The 22,220-nt window shown below is 35.2% G+C and carries 17 protein-coding genes and 1 tRNA gene; 9 read left to right on the top strand and 9 right to left on the bottom strand.

Annotation, left to right across the window (positions count from 1 at the left end):
* Positions 1-40: 40 nt before the first annotated feature.
* The gene (locus JSS34_04695) at positions 41-682 is read left to right on the top strand and encodes a hypothetical protein (protein MBS0185623.1); all 642 of its coding nucleotides are present in this window, start codon (positions 41-43) and stop codon (positions 680-682) included.
* A gap of 182 nt (positions 683-864) precedes the next feature.
* Here JSS34_04695 and JSS34_04700 read toward each other — a convergent pair whose 3' ends face one another.
* Entirely contained in the window at positions 865-1,791 is a 927-nt protein-coding gene (locus JSS34_04700) for a rhodanese-related sulfurtransferase (GenBank protein MBS0185624.1), read from the bottom strand.
* A gap of 413 nt (positions 1,792-2,204) precedes the next feature.
* Here JSS34_04700 and JSS34_04705 point away from each other — a divergent pair, with 413 nt between their 5' ends.
* The gene (locus JSS34_04705) at positions 2,205-2,819 is read left to right on the top strand and encodes a DUF2497 domain-containing protein (GenBank protein MBS0185625.1); all 615 of its coding nucleotides are present in this window, start codon (positions 2,205-2,207) and stop codon (positions 2,817-2,819) included.
* A 59-nt stretch (positions 2,820-2,878) separates the two neighbouring features.
* On the top strand, positions 2,879-5,536 hold the full coding sequence (locus tag JSS34_04710; protein ID MBS0185626.1) for a valine--tRNA ligase: 2,658 nt from the start codon (positions 2,879-2,881) through the stop codon (positions 5,534-5,536).
* Between the two features lie 616 nt (positions 5,537-6,152).
* Here the strand turns inward: JSS34_04710 and JSS34_04715 are convergent.
* Complete coding sequence (locus JSS34_04715) at positions 6,153-7,361, bottom strand: penicillin-binding protein activator (GenBank protein MBS0185627.1); 1,209 nt, start codon at positions 7,359-7,361, stop codon at positions 6,153-6,155.
* A gap of 233 nt (positions 7,362-7,594) precedes the next feature.
* On the opposite strand from JSS34_04715, the gene JSS34_04720 reads away from it, so the two are divergent.
* The 3 genes from JSS34_04720 (at position 7,595) to JSS34_04730 (ending at position 10,561) form a co-directional block, all read left to right on the top strand.
* Entirely contained in the window at positions 7,595-8,284 is a 690-nt protein-coding gene (locus JSS34_04720) for an RlmE family RNA methyltransferase (protein MBS0185628.1), read from the top strand.
* Positions 8,285-8,363: 79 nt separating this feature from the next.
* Entirely contained in the window at positions 8,364-9,167 is an 804-nt protein-coding gene (locus tag JSS34_04725; protein ID MBS0185629.1) for a phosphatase PAP2 family protein, read from the top strand.
* 95 nt (positions 9,168-9,262) lie between these two features.
* Positions 9,263-10,561, top strand: a complete 1,299-nt coding sequence (locus JSS34_04730) for an RsmB/NOP family class I SAM-dependent RNA methyltransferase (GenBank protein ID MBS0185630.1) — start codon at positions 9,263-9,265, stop codon at positions 10,559-10,561.
* On the opposite strand, the gene JSS34_04735 is transcribed toward JSS34_04730, so the two are convergent.
* Positions 10,548-11,510, bottom strand: coding sequence for an AAA family ATPase (locus JSS34_04735; GenBank protein ID MBS0185631.1), 963 nt, complete (start codon positions 11,508-11,510; stop codon positions 10,548-10,550). The genes JSS34_04730 and JSS34_04735 overlap by 14 nt on opposite strands.
* A gap of 264 nt (positions 11,511-11,774) precedes the next feature.
* On the opposite strand from JSS34_04735, the gene JSS34_04740 reads away from it, so the two are divergent.
* A complete protein-coding gene (locus JSS34_04740; GenBank protein ID MBS0185632.1) occupies positions 11,775-12,401 on the top strand; it encodes an NYN domain-containing protein in 627 nt (208 codons plus the stop codon).
* A 29-nt stretch (positions 12,402-12,430) separates the two neighbouring features.
* The gene (locus JSS34_04745; GenBank protein MBS0185633.1) at positions 12,431-12,841 is read left to right on the top strand and encodes a hypothetical protein; all 411 of its coding nucleotides are present in this window, start codon (positions 12,431-12,433) and stop codon (positions 12,839-12,841) included.
* A gap of 25 nt (positions 12,842-12,866) precedes the next feature.
* Here JSS34_04745 and JSS34_04750 read toward each other — a convergent pair whose 3' ends face one another.
* From JSS34_04750 to JSS34_04770, 5 genes are all read right to left on the bottom strand, one after another.
* Positions 12,867-13,946, bottom strand: a complete 1,080-nt coding sequence (locus tag JSS34_04750; protein MBS0185634.1) for an AI-2E family transporter — start codon at positions 13,944-13,946, stop codon at positions 12,867-12,869.
* A gap of 6 nt (positions 13,947-13,952) precedes the next feature.
* The gene (locus tag JSS34_04755; GenBank protein ID MBS0185635.1) at positions 13,953-14,507 is read right to left on the bottom strand and encodes a CDP-alcohol phosphatidyltransferase family protein; all 555 of its coding nucleotides are present in this window, start codon (positions 14,505-14,507) and stop codon (positions 13,953-13,955) included.
* A 31-nt stretch (positions 14,508-14,538) separates the two neighbouring features.
* Complete coding sequence (locus JSS34_04760; protein ID MBS0185636.1) at positions 14,539-15,762, bottom strand: DUF2066 domain-containing protein; 1,224 nt, start codon at positions 15,760-15,762, stop codon at positions 14,539-14,541.
* Between the two features lie 15 nt (positions 15,763-15,777).
* A complete protein-coding gene (ndk, locus tag JSS34_04765; protein MBS0185637.1) occupies positions 15,778-16,200 on the bottom strand; it encodes a nucleoside-diphosphate kinase in 423 nt (140 codons plus the stop codon).
* Between the two features lie 499 nt (positions 16,201-16,699).
* Positions 16,700-20,317 carry a hypothetical protein gene (locus JSS34_04770; protein ID MBS0185638.1) on the bottom strand — a complete coding sequence of 1,206 codons (3,618 nt, stop codon included), beginning with the start codon at positions 20,315-20,317 and terminating at the stop codon, positions 16,700-16,702.
* 686 nt (positions 20,318-21,003) lie between these two features.
* Here JSS34_04770 and JSS34_04775 point away from each other — a divergent pair.
* Positions 21,004-21,837 carry an AAA family ATPase gene (locus tag JSS34_04775; protein ID MBS0185639.1) on the top strand — a complete coding sequence of 278 codons (834 nt, stop codon included), beginning with the start codon at positions 21,004-21,006 and terminating at the stop codon, positions 21,835-21,837.
* Between the two features lie 11 nt (positions 21,838-21,848).
* Here JSS34_04775 and JSS34_04780 read toward each other — a convergent pair.
* Positions 21,849-21,922 (bottom strand) — tRNA-Gln (locus JSS34_04780).
* Positions 21,923-22,220 lie beyond the last annotated feature (298 nt).

The following is a 22,220-nucleotide window of genomic DNA, read 5'->3' on the forward strand; positions in this document are numbered from 1 at the left end:
CTCAATATCTCTTCTCTCTCCTTCTTTGTCAATTTAATTGATGACACGCCCTAAAGAGACAAAAAAGAAATTCTTTGCGTCTTTAAAAACATACCTTCCTAAAGAAATTCCTCCTGCAGCAGTGGGGCGGGCTAATATGGCTCGAGAAATAGAATATCATGTCTATGATGCCTTATGTATAGGAGACTTTGATCGTGCTCAAGCTGCTGTTGATAACGGTGCTGATTTAAACAGATGTTTTGATTTTCCTGGACTCTGCCCAGAGCCTCTTCTCTCTTATGTTACCCAGAGCTCGAGATATCCCGACGGTGCTGTTGGTTTTCTTTTGAGAAATGGAGCAAAACCTTTGCGTTCTTCCGTCGATAATGCGCTTTATTTTGGTAGGTCTGATGAAGAAATAAGACTTTTAATTCAATATGGTGCTCCTGTAAGCGTTGATCTTGCGCTTTATCGTTCCTTAGGAAAAGGCAGAAAGATATTAATTGATTTATTCTTAGATCTTGGAGGACAAGTAAACGTCTTTATGAATGGGCTTCCCATAATTTATGGTGCTCAGTATTGCCCAGAAGCATGGAATTATATGATAGACCTTGGAGCAAAAGGGTGCTTTAACGAAGATCTTCCTCGAAAAAGAGTTCAAGGTACAGAATGGCTTAAGGAACCTCCTCTTCGTCTCAAATAAGGATACTAAATCAAATAATTTTAATAAGCTTTGTATAGCATATGATATTATTTTTAAGATTTGGTATGAGATAAAAAGAAATAAGACGCGCTCTTTATTTTAGGAAGCGCGTCTTATGGACTATTTTAGAGCCTAATGCTGCTGATTTTTAAGACTTGCAGACTGGATAAATACTGGATAAATTAAGTAATTTTTGAAGAAGAACCAATATGTGTTTCTCCCCGTTCCTTTGCTAAGAGAACTTGTTTATGACGGGCTTGTGCACGTGCTTTCTTTGAAGGAGGTGTTTCAAGACTACAAAGAGGGCATGCAACACCCGGTTCATAAAGAGGAGATTTTAAATCTTCAGGAGAAAGAGGTTGGCGGCATCCATAACAAAGGACATGCTCACCTTCTTCAAGCCCATGTTTAAGCCCTACGCGCTGATCAAAAACGAAGCATTCTCCTTCCCAGAGACTTTCTTGAGGAGGAACTTCTTCAAGATACCTTAAAATACCCCCTTTTAAATGATAAACGTTTTTGAATCCTTCATTAAGAAGGAAAGAAGTTGCTTTTTCAGTTCGTATGCCACCTGTACAGGAAAGAGCAATCTTAAGAGAGGACTTATCTTTTTCTTTGAAATTCTGTCGAATAAAATTTGGAAATTCTCGAAAAGACTGGGTATGAGGATTTAACGCCTTTTTAAAGGTTCCTATTTTAACTTCGTAATCATTACGCGTATCAATGACAAGAACATTAGGATCAGAAATAAGAGCATTCCAATCTTTTGGCTCAACATATTGCCCTACTTTTAAAGCTGGATTTGCAGAAGGCTCGCCAAGGGTTACAATTTCTTTTTTAAGACGAACTTTATAACGATAAAAAGGATTGGTTGAAGCTGAGGATTCTTTATATTCAATACCATCAAATCGTATGTCATCTTTTAAGAATTTTTTTAAAGAATCAATTCCAGCACGATGACCCGCAACAGTTCCATTGATTCCTTCTTTGGCAAGAAGTAAAGATCCTGTTAAGTTATGTTCTTTTCCCAATTTTAAAAGAATGGATTGAAGATTTTTGAAATCGGGCAAGTCTGTAAATTTATAAAGTGCAGCAACAATAAAAGACATTCATCTTCCTAAAATTGAAAAATTTTAACTTTTGCAAGGTCAAGATAATGTAATGCAAGAAGACATTCAAGAAATAATTTAAATTTACTTTCAAAAAGAATATTTTTGTAAAATCAAGACATTTAAAAAAGTATAAATTATAAAGAAGCTCAAAAATGTGTTATTTTTGCCGGATGTATAATAACAAAAAGGGTTTAAAGCTTTTTGAAAACCAAGAAGAAGCGCTTGCTTTCAATGTGCAAATATGAAAAAATAAAATTCTATAGAAGAGAAAAAAAAGAAAAAAATTTCATGATTTTAAAAAATTCATGTATTCTGAAGTCGTAAAAATCCCATAAGGTTATCGTGAAAAGATTTTCAGGGTTAAATGACACTTTAAATTTTGATAATAAGCTTTAAGCCGGAGAGAAAAAATGGTCGATACAAGTCAACTTCCTGAGAAATCAGAGTCTGTTTCTATGGAAGAAATCTTGAATTCAATACGTCAAGCCATTGGTGAAACAAATGAAACACCAAACAATACTTCTTTAAATCAATCTGAATTTGTGCCTGTGGGATCTTCGGATGTTCTTGAGTTAACCCATCCTATTGAAACGCCCGTTTCTTCTCCGTCGATTGAGTCTCCTGCTGCTTCTTTCTCAGTTTCTACACCACTTACACCACCTTCATCTTCTGCATCAAATGCACCTTCTCCAAGTGTTAATGCTCCTACCTACACTCCTATTTCCATGTCTGGAAATAATCCAGGGGCTCCTTTGAGTCCAAGTCCTCAAGGATCTTCTTCTCCAATTCTTTCCGATAGCTCTTATGAATCGGTTGCACACGCCTTTAAGGTTTTATCAAAGGCTGTTGAAATAAAACAAGCACAAGAAGAGCATGCGGGGCTTTCTGGTCAAACGGTTGATGTGCTTATGAAAGAAATTATGCGTCCTTTTATTCGAGATTGGTTAAATCAAAACCTTCCAATGATTGTAGAGCGTTTAGTTGCAAAAGAAATTGAACGCTTGACACAATCTACGCTTTCTTAATAGTAATATTTTCTGAATGGTTCTCGTTTTCTGTTGATGCTATCCTTAAAGTTTTTTTGATGCTTGATAAAGTATATTCTCCCGATCGATTTATTCATAAGTGGTTATCTATTTGGCAAAAAGCAAAAGCTTTTAGTTCAAATTTACAGGCAAAAACAAAGCCTTTTACCATTATGATGCCCCCTGCTAATGTAACGGGTACGTTGCATGTAGGCCATGCTCTCACCTACACATTGCAAGATATTCTTGTACGGTATCATCGTATGTTAGGAGAAGATGTTTTATGGCAGCCAGGTGTTGACCATGCCGGAATTGCGACTCAAATGGTTGTTGAACGTAACCTTTCAGCTGAAGGGATAGACCGCAGAACGATTGGGCGAGAGGCATTTTTAAAACATGTTTGGGCGTGGAAAGATAAATCTGGAGGCATTATTTCTGAGCAACTTCGTCTTTTAGGATGTTCTGCAGATTGGGACCGTTCCCGTTTTACGATGGACGATGGATTAAGTAAGGCAGTACAAGATGTTTTTATAGATCTTTATAAGAAAGGCCTTATTTATAAAGATAAACGTCTTGTAAACTGGGATCCTAAGCTTTTAACGGCCATTTCAGATCTTGAAGTTGAACAAAAAGACATAAAGGGCCATTTATGGTATATTAAATATCCTCTTGCAAATAATCCTACACATTTTATAACGGTGGCCACTACCCGACCTGAAACTCTTTTTGGAGATACAGGTATTGCTGTTCATCCAGAGGACCCTAGATACAAAGACTTTATTGGAAAAGAAGTTAAACATCCTTTTGATGGAAGGCTCCTTCCAATTATTGCAGATATTCAGACGGATATGGAAAAGGGATCAGGTGCTGTTAAAATTACGCCTGCCCATGATTTTAATGATTTTGCCGTTGGGAAACGTCATGGATTAGAAGCCCGCAATATTTTAACTCAAGCAGCCTGCCTCAACGAACTTGTCCCTGAAGATTATCGTGGGCTTGATCGGTTTGTTGCTCGTAAAAAAATAGTTGAAGACCTAAAATGTAAGGGCCTTTTAGAAAAAATTGAAGATATTCAGCATACGGTTCCGCATGGCGATCGATCAGGTGTCATTATAGAACCTCTTTTAATGGATCAATGGTATGTAAATGCAAAAAAACTTTCAGAATCTGCTTTAAAAGCGGTGAAAGAAGGCCAGACAGTTTTTGTTCCAGCACAATGGAAGAACACTTATTTTGAGTGGCTCCATAATATTGAACCTTGGTGTATTTCTCGTCAAATTTGGTGGGGCCATCGGATTCCAGCCTGGTATGGGCCAGATGGATTTATTTTTGTTGAAAAAAGTGAAGAAGATGCTTTAAGGGCCGCAAAAAATCATTATGGATCCACAGTTCCCTTAAGACAGGATGAAGATGTTCTTGATACCTGGTTCTCGTCGGCATTATGGCCATTTTCAACATTAGGTTGGCCGGAGCAAACTCCTGAATTAACGCGTTATTATCCCACAGATGTTTTAGTAACAGGTTTTGATATTATCTTTTTTTGGGTTGCTCGCATGATGATGATGGGACTTTATTTTATGAAAGAGGTCCCTTTTAAAACGGTTTATATTCATGCGCTTGTGCGGGATGAAAAAGGCCAAAAAATGTCAAAATCCAAAGGAAATGTTTTAGATCCGAGTGTTTTGATTGAAAAATTTGGAACCGATGCTTTGCGATTTACCTTATGTGCTCTTTCCGCGCAAGGACGTGATGTAAAGCTTTCAGAAGCGCGTATTGAAGGGTACCGAAATTTTACAACAAAAATTTGGAATGTGGCTCGGTTTTTAGAAATGAATGGGTGCATTTGTCCTCAAGGATTTTCTCCAGATGCTGTCCATGGCATGATTAGTCAATGGATTTTTTATGAAATTAAATCTCTTTCTGAAGTTGTCGGGCAGGCCTTAGATACTTATAAATTTAATGAAGCTGCCCATTATCTATACCAAGGTGTATGGCATACATTTTGTGATTGGATTATTGAGTTTTCCAAATGTTGTTTTCAAACACAGGATATTCAAACAGAAGAATTAAAACAAACGCTTGCATGGGCTTTTGGTCAGATCTTACACTTGCTTCATCCGATTATGCCTTTTATTACGGAAGAGCTTTGGGAATTTTTCCAAGGAAATAGTGTTGAAAAAACACTTTTAATTACGGCATCTTGGCCAAAGCTTTCAGATAATTTTAAAAATCATAAAATTAAAGAAGAGATAGATTGGGTTATTGCGTTGATTACGGAAATCCGTTCCTTTCGTTCTGAGATGAATATATCTCCAAAGGAATATATTTCAATTTATGTGAAAGAAGGTGACGAAAAAAGCTTTGTGCTTCTCAAAAAATACAACTTGTTTTTATGCTCTTTAGCGCGTGTAAAAAGTTTTTCGTGGGAATCCCCCCCAAGAGCAGAAGTTTCTTTAACGATTATTTTTAAAGACTTAGGGCTTTCTTTTCCTGTGGATGGTCTTTTAGATATAGAAGTTGAAATTTCACGTCTTGCTGTTGAAGTTATGAAACTTGAAAAGGAAATTTTAAGCATTACAAAACGGCTTGAAGATTCTAATTTTGTAGCACGCGCTCCTCTTGAGATTATTGAAGAGCTTCGGACACGTGAGACAACATTTATTTCTCAAAGAGATCGGTTTTCAAGGGCTATTGTTCTTTTGGAAGGAAAAAGTTAAAGAAAAAATGAGTAACCTCTCATAAAGGTGCAAAAGTTTACGAATTTTTACCTTTATCTCTTAGTTTTTTCATAAGAGAGCCTATTTAAGATATGCTTTTTAAGCCTTCAAAAATACTTTTAATTACGTCTTGAGTTGCTTGATTTAGAACCAATTTCTATAGGAAGCAATATCGCTGTAGAAGGTATTGTACTTTGTGCTGGTAATACGCTTGCTTTGTTGAATTTAGGTTAAAAGTTGAAATAAATGTGTCTTTGCTACGGAAACACTTACAATTGTTTTATGAAATATAGAAAATATAGCAACCTCTTAACTTATCATGTAAGTCTTACATTAGATTAGACATCAGTCAATTGATCAATGAGAATGCTTTATGTTAATGGTGTTACAGATGATCTCATCGAATCTGATTATTTCGAATCATAATAAATTATGTGCGATTTTATGAAATAAAGTTTTGGCTTTCGAAATATTCATAATCTCCGTGATGCCTTCAATTTTTTTTATGTTTTTTAGCCCTTGAAATTATTAGGACACACATAATCCCAATAAGGGTAGATAAAAAAATACAAGCAGTAACGATAGAAACAAATATTTTCATAGATTCATCATGCTTTTAATCAATCTGTTTGTAAAAATGGGGAACACGAGAATCGATTTCAAAGACGTGCCACTCTCTTACAATATGTCCTTGCGGTGTAAAAGAAAACTTTCCTTCAACGCCTTCAAACCCTTGTGGGCGCAAAAGAGATTGGCTGACTGCTTTTTGAGGTTGATCCGCGACACTTGCTGCAACCATAAGAGCATCATATCCTAAAGAAGAAAGCCGTGGTGGTTCGGATCCATAAGCCGTTTGATAAGCTTGTGAAAATTTATCCCATTGGGAAGATTTTGTTCCTCCAAACCAGGCCCCTTGAAGAAGATGGTTTTGGAAAATTGACTTCTCATCCCATTGTCCAGAGCCAATAAGGCGTGGTTTGATGGTTTGGTAAAGAGGATCTTGAGCTAAAAATGCTACAATTTGAAGAAGCCGTGTACCACCTTCTGGAATAACAATGGCTTGGATATCTTTTAGATCAATGGTCTTAAGTTTTTCATCTAGATCAATACCATTGGGATCATAATAAATAACATCTTTTAATTTTGCATTTGAGCTCGAATACAGTCTTTGTCTCAAAGCTTGGACAATGAGCTTACCATACTCCCCTAAAGGCACAATGGCTAGGAATTGTGTGATATTTTGAGAAAGTGCATAGTCAACTGTCTTTTTTATTTGATCTTCTGGTGAAAATCCCATGATAAAAACATTATCCCCTGCAACTTGAGGAATATTGGAAAAGGAAATAATTGGAATACCTTTTCCCCAGGCTAAGGGTGTAATTTCCGCTACATCATCAGCCATGAGAGGACCTAAAATAAGGTCAATATCATTACTTTCAAGAAGATTAGAAAGCGCTTTTAAAACTCCAATTTCTTTTCCATTTGGTTCTTTTGCTTGGATATCTATTGGGAAAAGTTCAAGAGCATAGCTTTTTTGATTAAAGAAACGAAGTTCGGCGCCTTTTAAAATTGCTTCCCCTAGTTCTTGTTTGTCTCCTGTCAAAGGAAGAAGAAGGGCAACTTTAAAAATGGATGGTAAGGTTGGATGTTGAGAACTTTCTTTTATAAAAGATGTTTCAATAAGAGGAGCAGGAATTTTTTCTTCATGAATAGACGGCTGAGGCTTTTCAGAACATCCATTTAGAATAAAACAAAGAATACCAATTAAAAGGCTTTTTTTTGAAAAGATGAGATGTTGTTTAATTTTTTTAAGAAAATGAATCATGATAATCCCATTCTTTATGGATCGTTAAAACAAAAGTATTATGACATTGCTTTTTGTGCTGGCAAGATCTTTTTGTAAATTTACTGTATCAATACGAAAAAAAAAAGAAAGATATTAAAAGAATTAAGAACAAAATAAGTGTCTATTTCAGCTTGTTTTTAGAAAATTCTCCCAGTATTCTACAGGAATGAAAGATGAATTCTTCCTTAAATAATATGAAAGTAACTTTGTCTATGCGTCTTCGTAAAGACCCTAAAAGATCTGAATCTTCACGCAGATGGCTTCAACGCCAAATGAAAGATCCTTATGTTGTTAGATCAAAAAAAGAAGGATATCGGTCCCGAGCAGCTTATAAGCTCCTAGAATTAAATGAAAAATATCATTTTTTAAAACCATCTTTAACCGTTCTAGATTTAGGAGCTGCTCCTGGAGGATGGACTCAGATCGCGGTTTCTCTCGTAAAAAGTACATCTCAAAACCCTTCTGTTTTTGCATTTGATATTCTTCCGATGGAGCCTCTTGAGGGTGCTTCTATTTTTGAAGGAGATTTCATGGAAGATGCGACACTTAAAAATCTTGAAGAAGAAATAGGTGGAAAAGTTGATGTTGTTCTTTCAGATATGGCACCTTCCACGACGGGTCATGCGGCAACAGATCATTTGCGTATCATTGGAATGGTTGAAGCCGCCTATGATTTTGCACGAAATATCTTAAAACCAGGTGGGGCTTTTATTGCTAAAGTGTTTCAAGGAGGAACGGAGAAAGATCTCCTTCTTCTTTTAAAGCAAGATTTTGAAAAAGTGCACCATGCGAAGCCCCCTGCAAGCCGGAAAGAATCAAGTGAGCTTTATGTTATTGCGTTGGGATTTGGTAAAAGGAAACTTTCTTCTAAAGAAGAAGAAAAAAGAAACGAAAAAATGTAATACAATGATTTTCTTTAAAAAAATTAAATTTATTTAGAGATTTATTTTTATTTAAAAAACAGCCTTTAAGGAACATAAGATGAATGAGCTTTATCAATACCTCTTTTTTTATAGTGCAAAATTTTTTTTATTTTTTACGCATGAAACCATCATTGTTCCGCTTATTGTTATTGGATTTATAATGGGAAAAAGAGAAGATTTTAAAAGTGCTTTATATTTAATTCTTTTTACCATGATATTTAATACAGTTTTAAAAGTAACATTTGAGGTTCCCTTAGCGCCACATCTGCAAAAGCTTGGATATGCTTTCCCAAGTGGTCATATGCAATGTGCTTTTGTTTTTTATGGATGGTTGGCTCTGAGGACACATTCATTTTTCTTAAAAAAAACCATTTTGATTTTGCTTATCGGATGTGCATGGGCGCTTGTTTATCTAAAATATCATACGTGGTGGGATGTTTTGGGAAGTATTATTTTTGGAATTTTCACGTTGAGTGTCTATCTTTTTTTATTTCGAAAGTTCGGCAAATTTAACCCAAAATTAACTGGCATATTTTTCTTCTCAACTCCTAGTCTTTTTTTAGGATATCTTGGATATAAGGGTATGATTTTTCCACATGTATGGATGGCTTACTACGCTCTTATAGGGTTTTTTCTTGCAGAAAGTATTTTTGAAACATCTTACAAATTATCTTGGAAAAAAGGACTATTGGGAATTTTGGGGTGTTTAAGTTTCATATTCTTAATACATTCTTTTTTTCAAAAATTTCTATTAGAACAAGTCCCGTTTTATATTTTTGAAATTCAATGGCTTTTATGTGCGGTAAGTCTCCCATTTAGCGTTAAAATACTATCTCTTTTCGAAAAACATGAGTCCTTTTAAATTTCTTTAAGTATTTTTAGAAAGGAAATTTGATCTTTCTTCGGAATCATGGCAAGCATATATTTCGTTATCTTAAAAAATAAATAAGGTGAAAAATGACTCCAGAAGCGCGTCTTAAAGCTTTGTCAGAAATTTTAAAAGAAGTTTTTGAATTTCAGACTCTTCCTGCGGATAAAATTGTATCAAATTACGTTCGTAAAAGACGATATATCGGATCTAAAGATCGTCGTTTTTTAAGCAGCCATCTTTATACACTTCTTCGAAATCGCGGCCCTCTCCTTTTTTATGGATCACAGTTTGGGGGAGAAAGAGATTATTTTGAAAAAGAAGTTATTTTATATGCTCTTATCTTCTTAAAATATTCTTTTGAAGAGGCGGTATCTCTTTGTGATGGAGGAATTTATCATCTTTCTGGTTTAACACAAGATGAGAAAAAATTTTTAAAAAATCTTAATTTTGATAAAGAACTTCCTAAATGGGCTCTTTTAAGCTATCCAAAAGAATTAATATCTTTTTTAGAAAGATTTGAGCTTTCTCAAGAAAATTTTGACGCTAAAATGAGAGGTTTACTGACTGAAGCGCCTCTTGATCTTAGAGTCAATACTTTGAAGACAACAAGAGAAGATGTTTTAAGATATTTTGATAAAGAAGGGATTGAAGCTTATCCCACACCTTATTCACCTCTCGGCATAAGGCTTTTAAAACGCATTGATTTAAGTCAAAATCCTTTATTTAAAAAAGGAGAAATAGAAGTTCAAGATGAAGGATCTCAATTGATTTCTTTTTTATTGGCTCCCCAGCCCGGAGATCGGGTTCTTGATTTATGTGCAGGAGGGGGAGGAAAGGCATTAGGAATTGCAGCTCTTATGAGAAATAAAGGTGTTTTGATAGCCACGGATATTAATCCAGTTAGATTAAAAAATGCGAAAGAAAGATTCAGGCGGGCAGGGGTTCATATTGCTGAAACACGTGTTTTAGAAAATAACGTTAATGATAAATGGTTAAAACGTCAAAAAGAGAAATTTGATTGTGTTCTTGCAGATGTTCCTTGTTCTGGCTCAGGAACCTGGCGACGTAATCCAGATCAAAAATGGAAATTAAAAATTTCGGATATTGAAGAACTCCAAAAGCGTCAACTTGAGATTTTGAATAAGGCGGCTCTTATGGTTAAAAAAGGAGGAAAACTTGTCTATGCAACGTGCTCTTTATTTTATGAAGAGAATGAAGATATTGTCGTTCAATTTATGAAAGAAAATGATAAAGACTTTATTTTAGAAGAAGCCTCTTCCTATTTTGAAGGAGAAGAAGTGCTTTTTGAAGGAAAATTTTTAAAATTAGACGTCTCAAAGACACATACAGATGGTTTCTTTGCTGCTGTCTTTAAGAGAGTTTAGAAGTCTCAAAGGCCCTATCGTAATATTCTATCAAAAGTTTTTGGTCTTCTTCAGAAAATCGGTTTAAAAAACTTAAACGTAAGGCTTCTTCAACATTCTTAAAAATGTTAATATTTTCTCCCCAGGAAATCAGGCATCTCGGAGACATCGGTAAGCTAAGATCGCCGTTTTTAAATCCTTGTCTTGTTAAATCAGCAAAGGCAATCATCGATTTTATCGTATCCTGGAATTCTGGTATATTAAGAGAAGGAACTTTTGCTTTAATAAGTTCCATTTCTTTTTCAAAGGAAAAATAAGACAAATGCGCAATCAAATTCCATCTATCTAACTGACCTTGATTAATTGGATGTGTTCCAAAATAAAGACCTGTAGAATCTCCAAGTCCAAGTGTATTAAGGGTTGCAAAAAGACGAAAATAACGATGAGGTGTGAGAATGAGGTTCTCATCTAAAAGCATCAATTTGCCTTCTTGTTCTAAAAGGCGTTGAAGAACGAAAAGAACTTCAGGGCGTGCAGCATCATATTCATCAAGAATAAGCGCAATAGGGTTTTTTAAAGACCAAGGAAGAATGCCAGGTTGATAAAAACTGACCGGATGTCCGTTTTCAATTCGAATGATATCTTTTCCTAATAAATCAGAACGCATAATATGTCCATCAAAATTAATGCGCACACAGGGCCAGTTTAGGCGTGCTGCTACTTGCTCAATATGTGTAGATTTTCCGGTTCCATGTAAGCCCTGAAGAAGAACACGGCGATTATAAAGAAATCCTGCTATGATGCTTTTTGTTACATCAGCATTAAAGATGTAATGGGGATCAATGTCTGGAATGAGTAGATTTTTTTCTTGAAAAACAGGGATTGTAATATCCCAATCAATGCCAAATAAGTTTTTTACAGATTGAGGTTTTGTTGTGAAGTCACAGAATTTGAACTCAGATAGCTGCATTTTAACACTCCTTATCATAATTCATTCTTAATATTATAATTTTGGTTAATTTAACTTGAATGCTCTTTATCTTATGGATATATTCAGCATGTCTTGATAGATCAAGTTTCTTATTAAATCAAACGATTGAATTTGCTTTATCTTGACAAAAGACGTTAAGTCTTTATAATTTAATGTGCTTATGCAAGCATTTTTTATTCAAAAAAGGATAAACTTGCAATAACACTTTTAATAAAACTTTGTACCGTAAATTTGAGGTTGAATATGATATTTTATAAACAAGAAAAAATCGCGCTTTTTATTGATGGTGCAAATCTTCATACTGCTGCAAAAACTTTAGGATTTGATATAGACTATAAGAAATTACTCACTTTTTTTGCGGAAAAAGGCGTCATGGTCAGAGCTTTTTATTATACAGCTCTTTTAGACGATCAAGAGTATTCTCCCATTCGTCCCCTTGTGGATTGGCTCGATTATAATGGCTATACAATGGTCACAAAACCTTTAAAAGAATATACTGACTCTATGGGTCGTAGACGTATTAAAGGTAATATGGATATTGAACTTGCCATTGATATGATGGAAATGGCAGATAAAATTGATCATATTCTTCTTTTTTCCGGAGATGGTGATTTTAAACCCTTGTTGGAGGCTGTTCAACGTAAAGGTGTTCGAACAACGGTTGTAAGTACAATCCGTTCAAATCCTCCAATGATTTCAGATGATCTGCGTCGTCAGTCAGATAACTTTATCGATCTTAAAGATGTAATGCCTTATATTTGTCGTGACACGCCATTACGTGATTCTTTTGATGAAGATGAAACAATGGAAAGCATGGAAGAGATTGTTGAAGAAATTGAGATTCAAGAAGAAGGTGTCGTTGCAGCTTAATTTTTCTTTTTTCATAAAAAGGAAGAAACATGTTTAAAAATCTTTTTCATTTTTATACACTTTCATGTTGTTTCGTTGCTTCTACAATCATTCTTATTTCTTCTTTTTTTTTCATAAGTGCGATCGTTGATTTTGTGATTCCACAATATACTTTTTATAGTGAGGCTGCTCATTATGAGACAAATGAGAGTTACCTTTTCTATAAAAAAGACTCAAATAGATACGAAGATGAAAATAAGACAAAAAATGAATTTGAAAAACTTTCTCCTTCTGAACTTACTGAAAAAAGACTTCAAGAAAGAGCACAGTTTTTCATAACCAAGAAAAACAAAGCGATTGAAACCATGATTCATAGCTTAGAGTGGATTCTTGTTTCTGCCTGTTTCTTTTATATGAATTGGAGACTTTATAAGAGGTCTTTATTTCGAACAGAAGTTTAAATCGTTTTTAAAGATTTTATGTTGACTAATTCTTATAAAGAGGGCTTTCAAGATATTTTTCGCGTAAGAACTTGAATAAAACTCCTATAATAGCAATCATTGGCATAGCAATTAAAACACCCAAAAATCCCATAAGATAAGCACCACTAAAAACTGCAAAAATTATCCAGAGCGGATGAAGACCAATACGTTCGCCTACAAGACGTGGTGTTAAAAAATTACCCTCAATAACTTGTCCCACCAAAAATATTCCGATGACAACTAAACGATGGGTCCAATCATCAAATTGTACGAAAGACATAATTGTTGCAATTGAAAAACCTGTTAAAACAGCGACATAAGGGATGAATAGAAAGAAGCCTGTAAGGAGCCCAATGGCAAGACCTGAATGCAGGCCTGTTAGAGAAAGAGAAAGTCCATAATAAATTGAGAGAATGAAACATACCAATGCTTGCCCTCGCGCAAATCCACTTAAAGCATCATCAATTTGTTTTACCAATCTTAAAATAGTGGGGGAAGCCTTTTTAGGGATGAGAGCTTTGAGAGAATTTAAAATTTTTGGCCAATCTTTTAAAAAATAAAAAGAAACAAGTGGGGTTACAATCATAAGGGCAATGATATTTGCAAGAGCAAGACTATTGGTTAATAAATCTCCAATAAGATGAGCAAGCCATTTTAGAGAGTCTCCAAGAAATGTTTTTGCGTAATTTTGAACGCGTATCCAATCTTCGGGTGAAATAAATTTGGACATTTCATCAAGAAGACTCATGGCATGTGTATGAAGATGAACGCCAAGAGATGGGATAACCTTTGTAAGCGAAATAATCTCATCTTGAACAAAAGGAAAAGCGAAAAGAAATAAGGCTGCAATGCTTAGGAAAAAAGAAGAAAGAATACATAAGCTTCCCGTGGCTCGATTAATTTTATATTTTTCAAGGAAATTGACAGATGGACTTAAAGCATAAGCTACAACGATGCCAATGATAAATGGAAAAAGGATCCCGCTCAGAAGATAAAAAAATAAAAAACCTCCTCCTAAAATGAGAATCCATAAAGATAATCGTTGATTTTGTGATAAAGAAGGAGAAGATGTTGTTGTTTTCATGAGATTTTATAGAGAAGGAAGATTTATACGTTCAATCCATAGTTTGACATAAAAAGTTCCCGAGAGCAAGGTTGTAAGTCCAACTCCATATTCAAATGATTCCAAGAAATAATCAAGGAATGAAAGAAATCCAAAACTCTTGCTGGCCAAAAGAAAAGAAATAAATAAAATTTGAAAAAGAGTATTAATTTTACTGGTAATGATAGGATTCATAAATATAGGCTTTTGAAAAATAAAAAGTAAAATTGTCCCGCCAACGATCAAAATATCTCTAAATATAACAAGAGTTACAAGCCATGTTGAAATATTTCCAATGATTCCTAAGGAAAGATACACGCTAATTAATAAAGCTTTATCAGCAATGGGGTCTAAAAAGCTACCAAGCTCAGTTCGTATTTTAAGTTTTCTGGCCAAATATCCATCCAGAGCATCTGATAAACTAGCGATTGAGAAAACCCAAAAAGAAGCAACCATTTCATGAGAAAGAATAAGATTAATAAGAATGGGTACACTTAACAACCGGGCTAAAGAGATAAAATTTGGAAGATTAAAAAAATGCATAAAATCCTCTTTTTAAGAAATATATATATTTTTAGAGCATTGAAGTCGTACTTGAAATAGAGGGAACTTTGTTATCAAATGCTCTTTTAAGAGTCCAAATTCCTTCATTGTTAGTAAGGTCAAGATGCTCTTCTTTAAAACGAGAGATTAAAGTTGTAATATCTCCTCGGAAATTAAGAACAAGAGATACAGAATGAGGGGTTAATTTTTGAATTGAATAGTTTAAAATAAGATGATGATTTTTAAGATTTGTTAAAGCCTCTCTTATGGAAAACCATTCTCTTTGTGAGGAAAACTCTGTTTTCACAAAAAGATCTTGTTTTCCCATTGTGAGGTCTAGAACATTTCGGCTCCAAGCAGTATTTAAAGATTTTATAACTTCTCGCAGAGCTCTATCTAAAAGATTTTTTGTGCTTTCCTGAGGCTCTGAAGAAATTGTAAGGGGTTGCCAGGGGCCTTCAAAAGAAGGAAGACCTCCTGAAATTAAGATGTCTACTAAACTTGATTTTAAAGGAATCCCTTCTTTAAGAGAAGGGGATGAAGAATCTGGGTGAAGTTCTGCAAGGACAACAACCGCTCCGCCAGTTGCTTTATAACGATCCGAGATTGCATTCAAAGCCATAAAATTTTCCTCAAGTGCTTGAGAAGTATCTATGGATTGAATATCTTCTAGATCTCCTAAAGGAACAAGCAATGGAATATTTGATGAACTCAAAGAGCCATCTTGCCAAAGATGACGCCAAAGGTTTTCTTCTTCCCATAAATAGATCTTATTGTGAACTTTTAAAAGAGGAATAATGAGGACAGGCTCTGTAATTGTATTTTGAGCTTCTAACCCTTCTTTTAAAAGAAGGGCGTCAATACCTTTTTTCTTAAATCGATAAGTTAACGTTGCGACGTAGCGCAGAGGAGATGACTTCTCTTGAGTTGTTTCAAAATCAGCTATAAGCTGAGAGAGATCTTCTTCTGTTAAAGATTTTAAAGATATTTCCCAAAAAGAAAAAGGCCGCCCAGAAAGCCGCTCGAGCAACGTATAAAGAGCCTTTTTTTGAGCTTCCTCTAAAGCTTTCTCGCGCGCAATAAGAGCGGAGGAGTCTGTCACGTCAACGGAAATATCTTCAATGGTGTAAAAAGGCGCATTGTTTGGAAGAGCATAAGCAGATTTTTGAAAAAAGAAAGAATTAAAAACACCTCCCCCTAGGACAAAGATCATAATTATAAAAATATGTTTCGATGAAAGGGAGAGGTGCATCATGGGAATTTTCTTTAATTATCCAACAATTTCAAGTTCAGAAAAGAAAAAAGAGATTTCATTCTTCGCATTTTCAAGAGAATCGGATCCATGGACAGAGTTTGCCTCAATAGACTCAGCAAAATCTTTTCGAATTGTTCCTGCATCCGCATTTGCAGGATTTGTGGATCCCATGAGCTCACGATTTAGTGCAACAGCATTTAGGCCTTCAAGAACTTGAACAATAATAGGACCTGAGGACATAAATGTACAAAGATCTTGAAAAAAAGGCCTTCCTTTATGAACTGCATAAAATTGTTCTGCCTGTTCAGTTGTTACGCGAATACGCTTCTGACCGACGATTCGAAGGCCTGCATCTTCAAATCGTTTATTAATAGCTCCTGTTAGATTACGTCGTGTTGCGTCAGGCTTAATAATAGAAAGTGTACGTTCAGTTGTCATGTCTCATGTGTCCTTGAATTAATTAGATCATTTTAATGTGGGTTGCATATTTAAATCAATATCAATTGACATCCTCTCGCCCTTAAAAGAGCGAGATTCCTTAAGCTCAAGCAACAAGCCCTAAGGATGGTTCCTGTTTCATTGAAGCTGCCTTCATCCTTTTTAAGGATGCTGGTCTTACTGCTTCTCCACAGGCTATCACGGCATGCCCTGCCGCTTTTCATTTAAGAAAGGTAATATATTTTTTAAACAAATTCAAGACTATGGCTACAAAATTAGAAAGAAGGTCATTTTTATTTTTCCATCAAAATATAAGCCCTTCTTCTTGCTTTATAATCGGTTCTCTCATCTCTTTCTAAAGAAAAGAGTTTTCAAGCGCCTTATTATAAACAATCTTTCTTCATCAAAGATTAAGGAGGTAGTTTTAATGAATAAGAAACAATCCATAAGTCAATATGTAGGTTGAAAGGAATTTCGAGCTATTAGGAAGAAAGGAATGTCAAGTTCTTGGTATGGATCGTAGATGCATAATTAAATCATGAAAATTCCTTTTTTTTACTTGATCTTGTTCATGGAGCTCCATCTCCTCTAAAAGCCTTGTAATTTCATCAATGTTTTCAAAATGAGCCCTTCTTTTTTCTTCTCCTTTTAGCATAGAAGAAGTAATTCCTGAGGGGTTCGTTAGAAGTTGAGCCTGTTCGAATGTTAAATGATGCCATTGTTCAGTTAATTTCTGTTTATCACTAATAGGAATAGTGATGTTTTCTAAGGCTGTTCTTAGCTGTTGTTTCTCATGTGGATCATGAACGTTTACAAGGACAGGTTCATGGTTTGATGTAGGATCATGACCAGCTAAAGCTTTTAAATGCTGAATAAGACCAGTTATTGTTTTTAAATCAACAACAGAAAGACTTTCTTCTTGGGCGTGTAAGTTTTTTATTTCTTCTGCATGTGCTCCCCTTGCTTGAGCTGCAGCGAGAAGTTTAGTTTTTTCTACTAAAAGTTTTTTAATGTCATTCCATTTTGATTGAAGAGAAATAGAGGCATTCAGGCTTGTTTGAATATGATGTGTGACATCTTCAGGACCTTGAAAGTTTTTTGCGAGTTTTAAAATATTATTTTGATTTCCAATGGAATCTCCTGAGATAGAGTTTGTCATCCAAAGCTTAGAAAGAGCATAAGAAGAACTGGCTTTTAAAAGTCTTTTAAGAGCTTCATCACTATATTGAGGATTAGATAAGTCTTTTATATCTCGGTTCAAAGAAGATGTATAATTTACTTTGTAAAAAAAAGTTTGAGAATTAAGGCTTTCTATACTTTTTAAAAGACCAGTTTTTATTGGTAATTTTGTTTTTTTCTGAGTTTCTTCTCGTGCATTAAGAGCCGCAATGTAATCTTCAAAAAACCGAGCATAACGCGGGTCTAAAGAGACGAAAGAAGCAAGAATTTTTTTAAGTTTTTCAGAATGTTGAGCGCTTATTGAAGGGTTAATGTTGAGCGTTTCCATAAGAGCTAAAAAAGTTTTCATTTGAGAAAGCTTTTCAGATTTCTTGGATTCATTTTCTGCTTCAAGAAAAGTTTGAGCTTGATTTTGCATACTTTCTGTTAAAGTATTTAGTTTTGGCGGAAAGGAAAAAGTAGAATAAATATTTTCTACATTTGGAGTAAGAGTTTTTTTAAGTTGATCGTTATTAACAATTTGAAAAGTATCTTGATACGGAACAACGAGTGATCCTTTAAGAGGAATATTTAAAAGGATGCCCATAGCTTGACGAAGAGCTCGAAGCTTATTCAACTCGTCTTGTAACAGCTTATAATCAAAAGAAGAAAAAGAAAGCGGCTGTTGAATATTATTGCGTTCTTCAAGTTTCAAAGGAGTTGTAAAAAATTCTGGGAAAAGAACATTACTTGCTGCAATTTCTTTGTTAACGATATCTTTAGCAAAGTTCTGAATCTTTTCTTTCCTTTTCTTGATTTCTTCTTGATGTGCTGGATTGAGATCTTTTAATGCTATTTTTAGAGCTGTTTCTTGGGAAGTTAAATCCTCATGTTTTACTATAGGAACATCGAAAATAGGATAGTTATTCTCAAAGTTATAGTGCTCCTTCGCATTTTTAAAGCTGACTCTTAGTTTTTGTCTTTCAATATCATGAAGTTTTTGATGAAGATCTTCTAGAGCTGTTGTTGCAGGTTTTTTCTTTAAAATGTGACTCACAGCCATCTGTGTTGGGGTGAAAGGGGGAGAAGCAAATTGCACGTCCTCTTTTTTTGAAAACTCGCTGGTAGGATAAATACCAACGTCTTGATGGAAATCGCTATAGGCCGCTTGTCGGGCTAATTGTAAGTTTTGATCGGTATAAGCATCACCATACTTAGCAACATATTGAGAAACAACTTCTGGATCGAAATTTTTACCTTTTCTAAAATATTCTATTAAATTATCTCCAATGGATGTATCAGGGAGGAGCGCTGCTCCGTTAGAATCGCTTCTTCCTTGAGAGAATACACCTGAGTCTCGCTCATTTTCTTTCATGAGTGGCCCATGGGTTGGAAGCGTATTATTAGAAGCTTTATATTTTATAAAATTACGTCCCTCAGGTGTGAGATGCGAAGGTCCTTCTTTCCCAATCTGAGATAAAACGTAAGCCTGAATACTTCTATCTTCAGGCGTTAAAGGAGTTAAATCATGCCGAAAAGTTTTTTCGCGGCTCTTTATACCGTTTAGAGCACCTGCAAATAATTGCTTTCTTGGATCTATTTGCGCCGGTACTTTAGCACCTCCTTTTGTATTGGAATTTTTTAAAGGTGTTCCTCCAAAGAAATCTGGGGGCGGAGGGGGTGGTGGGGGTGGAGGTGGAGGAGCTAATGAACCATCGGAAGATAAAGCCTTTAATCTTGACACTAAAATTTCTGCGTCCTCTATCTTTTTACCTATAGATTGGGCGGATTCTGTAATATTTTTTTTATCTAAAATAGCTGCCGCGTTTGTTAATTTTAAGTTAAGTGCTTTAAGCTCATCTAATTTTTGGTTTGCGTTTTGTTGAGCCTCTTTGTTCAAAAAGCTAAAACTAGGATCACCCTTAGCATGTTCTGTTTTTTGAACAAGTTCTTGAAGACGAGAATATAATGTATTTATATCCTTTATTGCTGAATCTACATGTTCTTGAGCTTCTTTTCTTTCTCTTTTTAAATTTTCTTCTTCTCTTTTTGCTTTTTCTCGAGCTTCTTTAGCTACTGCTATCTCTTTTTCTTGTTGAGGTGTGAGAATAAGAGCAGGTCTTCCTTTTATAGAATCAGGTTGGCTTGTGGAAGAGAGAGCTTTAATATCTTTTTTTATTGTTTGAGTTAATAGATTTGCTTGGGACATAAAAAGAAAAGGGTTTCCAGGAGAGAGAAAATTTGAAGCTCCGCTATGTAACCCTAAGGAAGAAGTTCCGATAGGAGGGGGTGGGGGAGGGATAGATGAGGAGCTTCCAAGAGGAGGCGGTGGCGGAGGGATAGATGATGCTGTTCCTAAGGGAGGTGGTGGCGGTGGCGGAATGGTACCTGCAGAGAAAGGTGACATATTTCTAGGGACGATGTGCGTGTTTGATAAAGTGCTTGGCTTTGGAAGAGATAAGGTCCTTAAAAAAGATAAGAGGTCATTGAAAACTGAGTTTGAATTTGAGTTCACACCTAAGGAAGTGGGAATATGAAGTTGTGTTGGAGGCGTTGAAGGTCTTTGAGCTGCCGGGAGAGTTGGTGATATCCGTGAAGGTTGTGGACTTCCTGAAGCAGGCCTAAGGGGTATTGGTTTAATTGGCGGGCTCACTGAAATCAGAGGTGGAGATAGGCTAGGCGAGGCAATTGGGGTATTTCCTGAAATAAAAGGAGGAGAGGCTGCAATAGGGGGCGTGTTTGAAGAGATAATAGAAGGAGGTGTAGGGGTAGAAGAAGGCGATATAGGATGTGGGAATAGGTTTAAAGAGTTTATGGCAGAGGATAAAAATTCAGGCGATTCTTTTGGTATGGAAGGCTTAAAACTTTGAAAAGCAATTTTCTTAGAGGCGGATTGATTATTTTCATGAAGTGATTTTAAGACAAATTCTGGAAAATCCCAATTAGGCAAGTGATGCATCGTTCCTTTTTGGTAAAGAACCTCAAAAGGTGTTCTTTTTTTATGAACTTTAAATATTGGGTTCTTGTATAAAGACAGAAAGTTTTTTAGGTCTTCTTCCTCAAGTAAAAGTAGAGCGTTTATTTGTTCTAAGACAGGAAGCTTAGTAAGAACAGGAAAAGAATCAGCGCTTATCTTTTTTTGTAAAAAGGTTAATTCAATACCTTTAAAGAAACAAAAAAATATTAAAAAATAGGCAAGATTTTTTATAGGTAACGCGTATATTGATTTTAAGAATCGCATTTTGCCATTATCTTTCCCAGATATTAAGTCTTATTTTTTAAAGGAACTTAATTTTTTTTTAAGACGCTTTTTTATTTTTATAATAAGATAAATTCTCGGAAATTGTATAGGAACTTTTAAATTTATAATAAAAATATTGGATTTTTTTTCCTTAAGTTAAATTATATTTTTGGAATATATTATTAAATGAGTTCAAACATCTGGTTAAAATTGTTTGCAACTTTGTTTGCATGAAAGCTTAAAAATAGGTATGGTAATTTTACAAGAAGAGATTATTTTTTTAAAATCTCTTGAAATGGATCAAGGGAAAAGTGACATGCTTAGTGAATTCGTTGTGAGGAAATATAGAAGTTACTCTTTCCTGTTATTTTTTTATATGGGATGTATTTATAATGAATCATGCGGTGCCTAAAAGACCCTATATTATTGTCCTTGGAAATGAAAAGGGGGGGACAGGGAAATCAACAACAGCGATGCATCTTATTGTGAGCCTTTTAAGAGAGGGATTTTCGGTGGGTGCCATTGATGTTGATGCACGTCAAGGTACGCTTACGCGTTATCTTGAAAACAGAAAGCGTACAGCTTCAGAGAAAAAATACTCCTCTGATGTTCTTCCTCTTCCTCAATTTGAAGCATTGCATGTGTCTGATAATAAAGACCAGGAAAAATCTCAAAAAGAAGATCAAAAAAATTTAGAAGATGTGCTTGAGAGGTTTAAAAATAATGATTTTATTATTATGGATACACCTGGGCATAATCTTTATTTGGCACGTCTTGCACACTCTTATGCTGACACGTTAATTACACCTTTGAATGATAGCTTTATTGACCTTGATGTTATCGCTCAAGTGATGCCTGAGACGCTCGAAATCACGAAACCGAGTCTTTATGCAGAATGGGTTTGGGAACAGAAAAAAAATCGAGCCATCCGAGATCGTTCTTCTATTGATTGGATCGTTCTTAGAAATCGTTTAACAAACATTTATGCTAAAAACAAAGAAAATATGGAGCAAGTTTTAAATGCGCTTTCTAAGCGCATAGGATTTCGTTTAATCTCAGGATTTGGGGAAAGGGTTATTTTTAGAGAATTTTTTCTTTCGGGATTAACACTTCTTGATCTTAAAGAAACAGGTCAAAATTTAAGCATTTCTCATGTTACGGCTCGTCAAGAATTACGAGCGCTTATGAAAGCAATTAATTTACCAAGTTTACATCAACGCTTAGGGCAAGTCGTATAGTTTTTTGAAAGTGGCTGGGGGACCTGGATTCGAACCAGAGTTGCCCGGTCCAGAGCCGGGAGTTCTACCGCTAAACTATCCCCCATAAGAAGAAAATGAAACTTTCCCGAAAAGTTTTTCTTTGTAACATACAGAGATTCCAAAAAAATAAAAAGATATTTTTTCTTTACTTTAATAAAAATGAAATTATTTGACATCCTCTCTCCTAAAGGGGAGAGATTCCTTAAACTCACGCGACACGCTGATTTAAGGGTGGTTCCTGCTTCATCGAAGCTGCCTTCTCTGCTTTTGACAGAGTTGGTCTTACCTCTTCTCCACAGGCGAGCACGGCATGCCCTGCCGCTAATATGTTCTTCGCTGCATTTACATCCGCATGATCTTCG

This window comes from Pseudomonadota bacterium, from assembly GCA_018242545.1.
Lineage (GTDB): Bacteria > Pseudomonadota > Alphaproteobacteria > 16-39-46 > 16-39-46 > 16-39-46.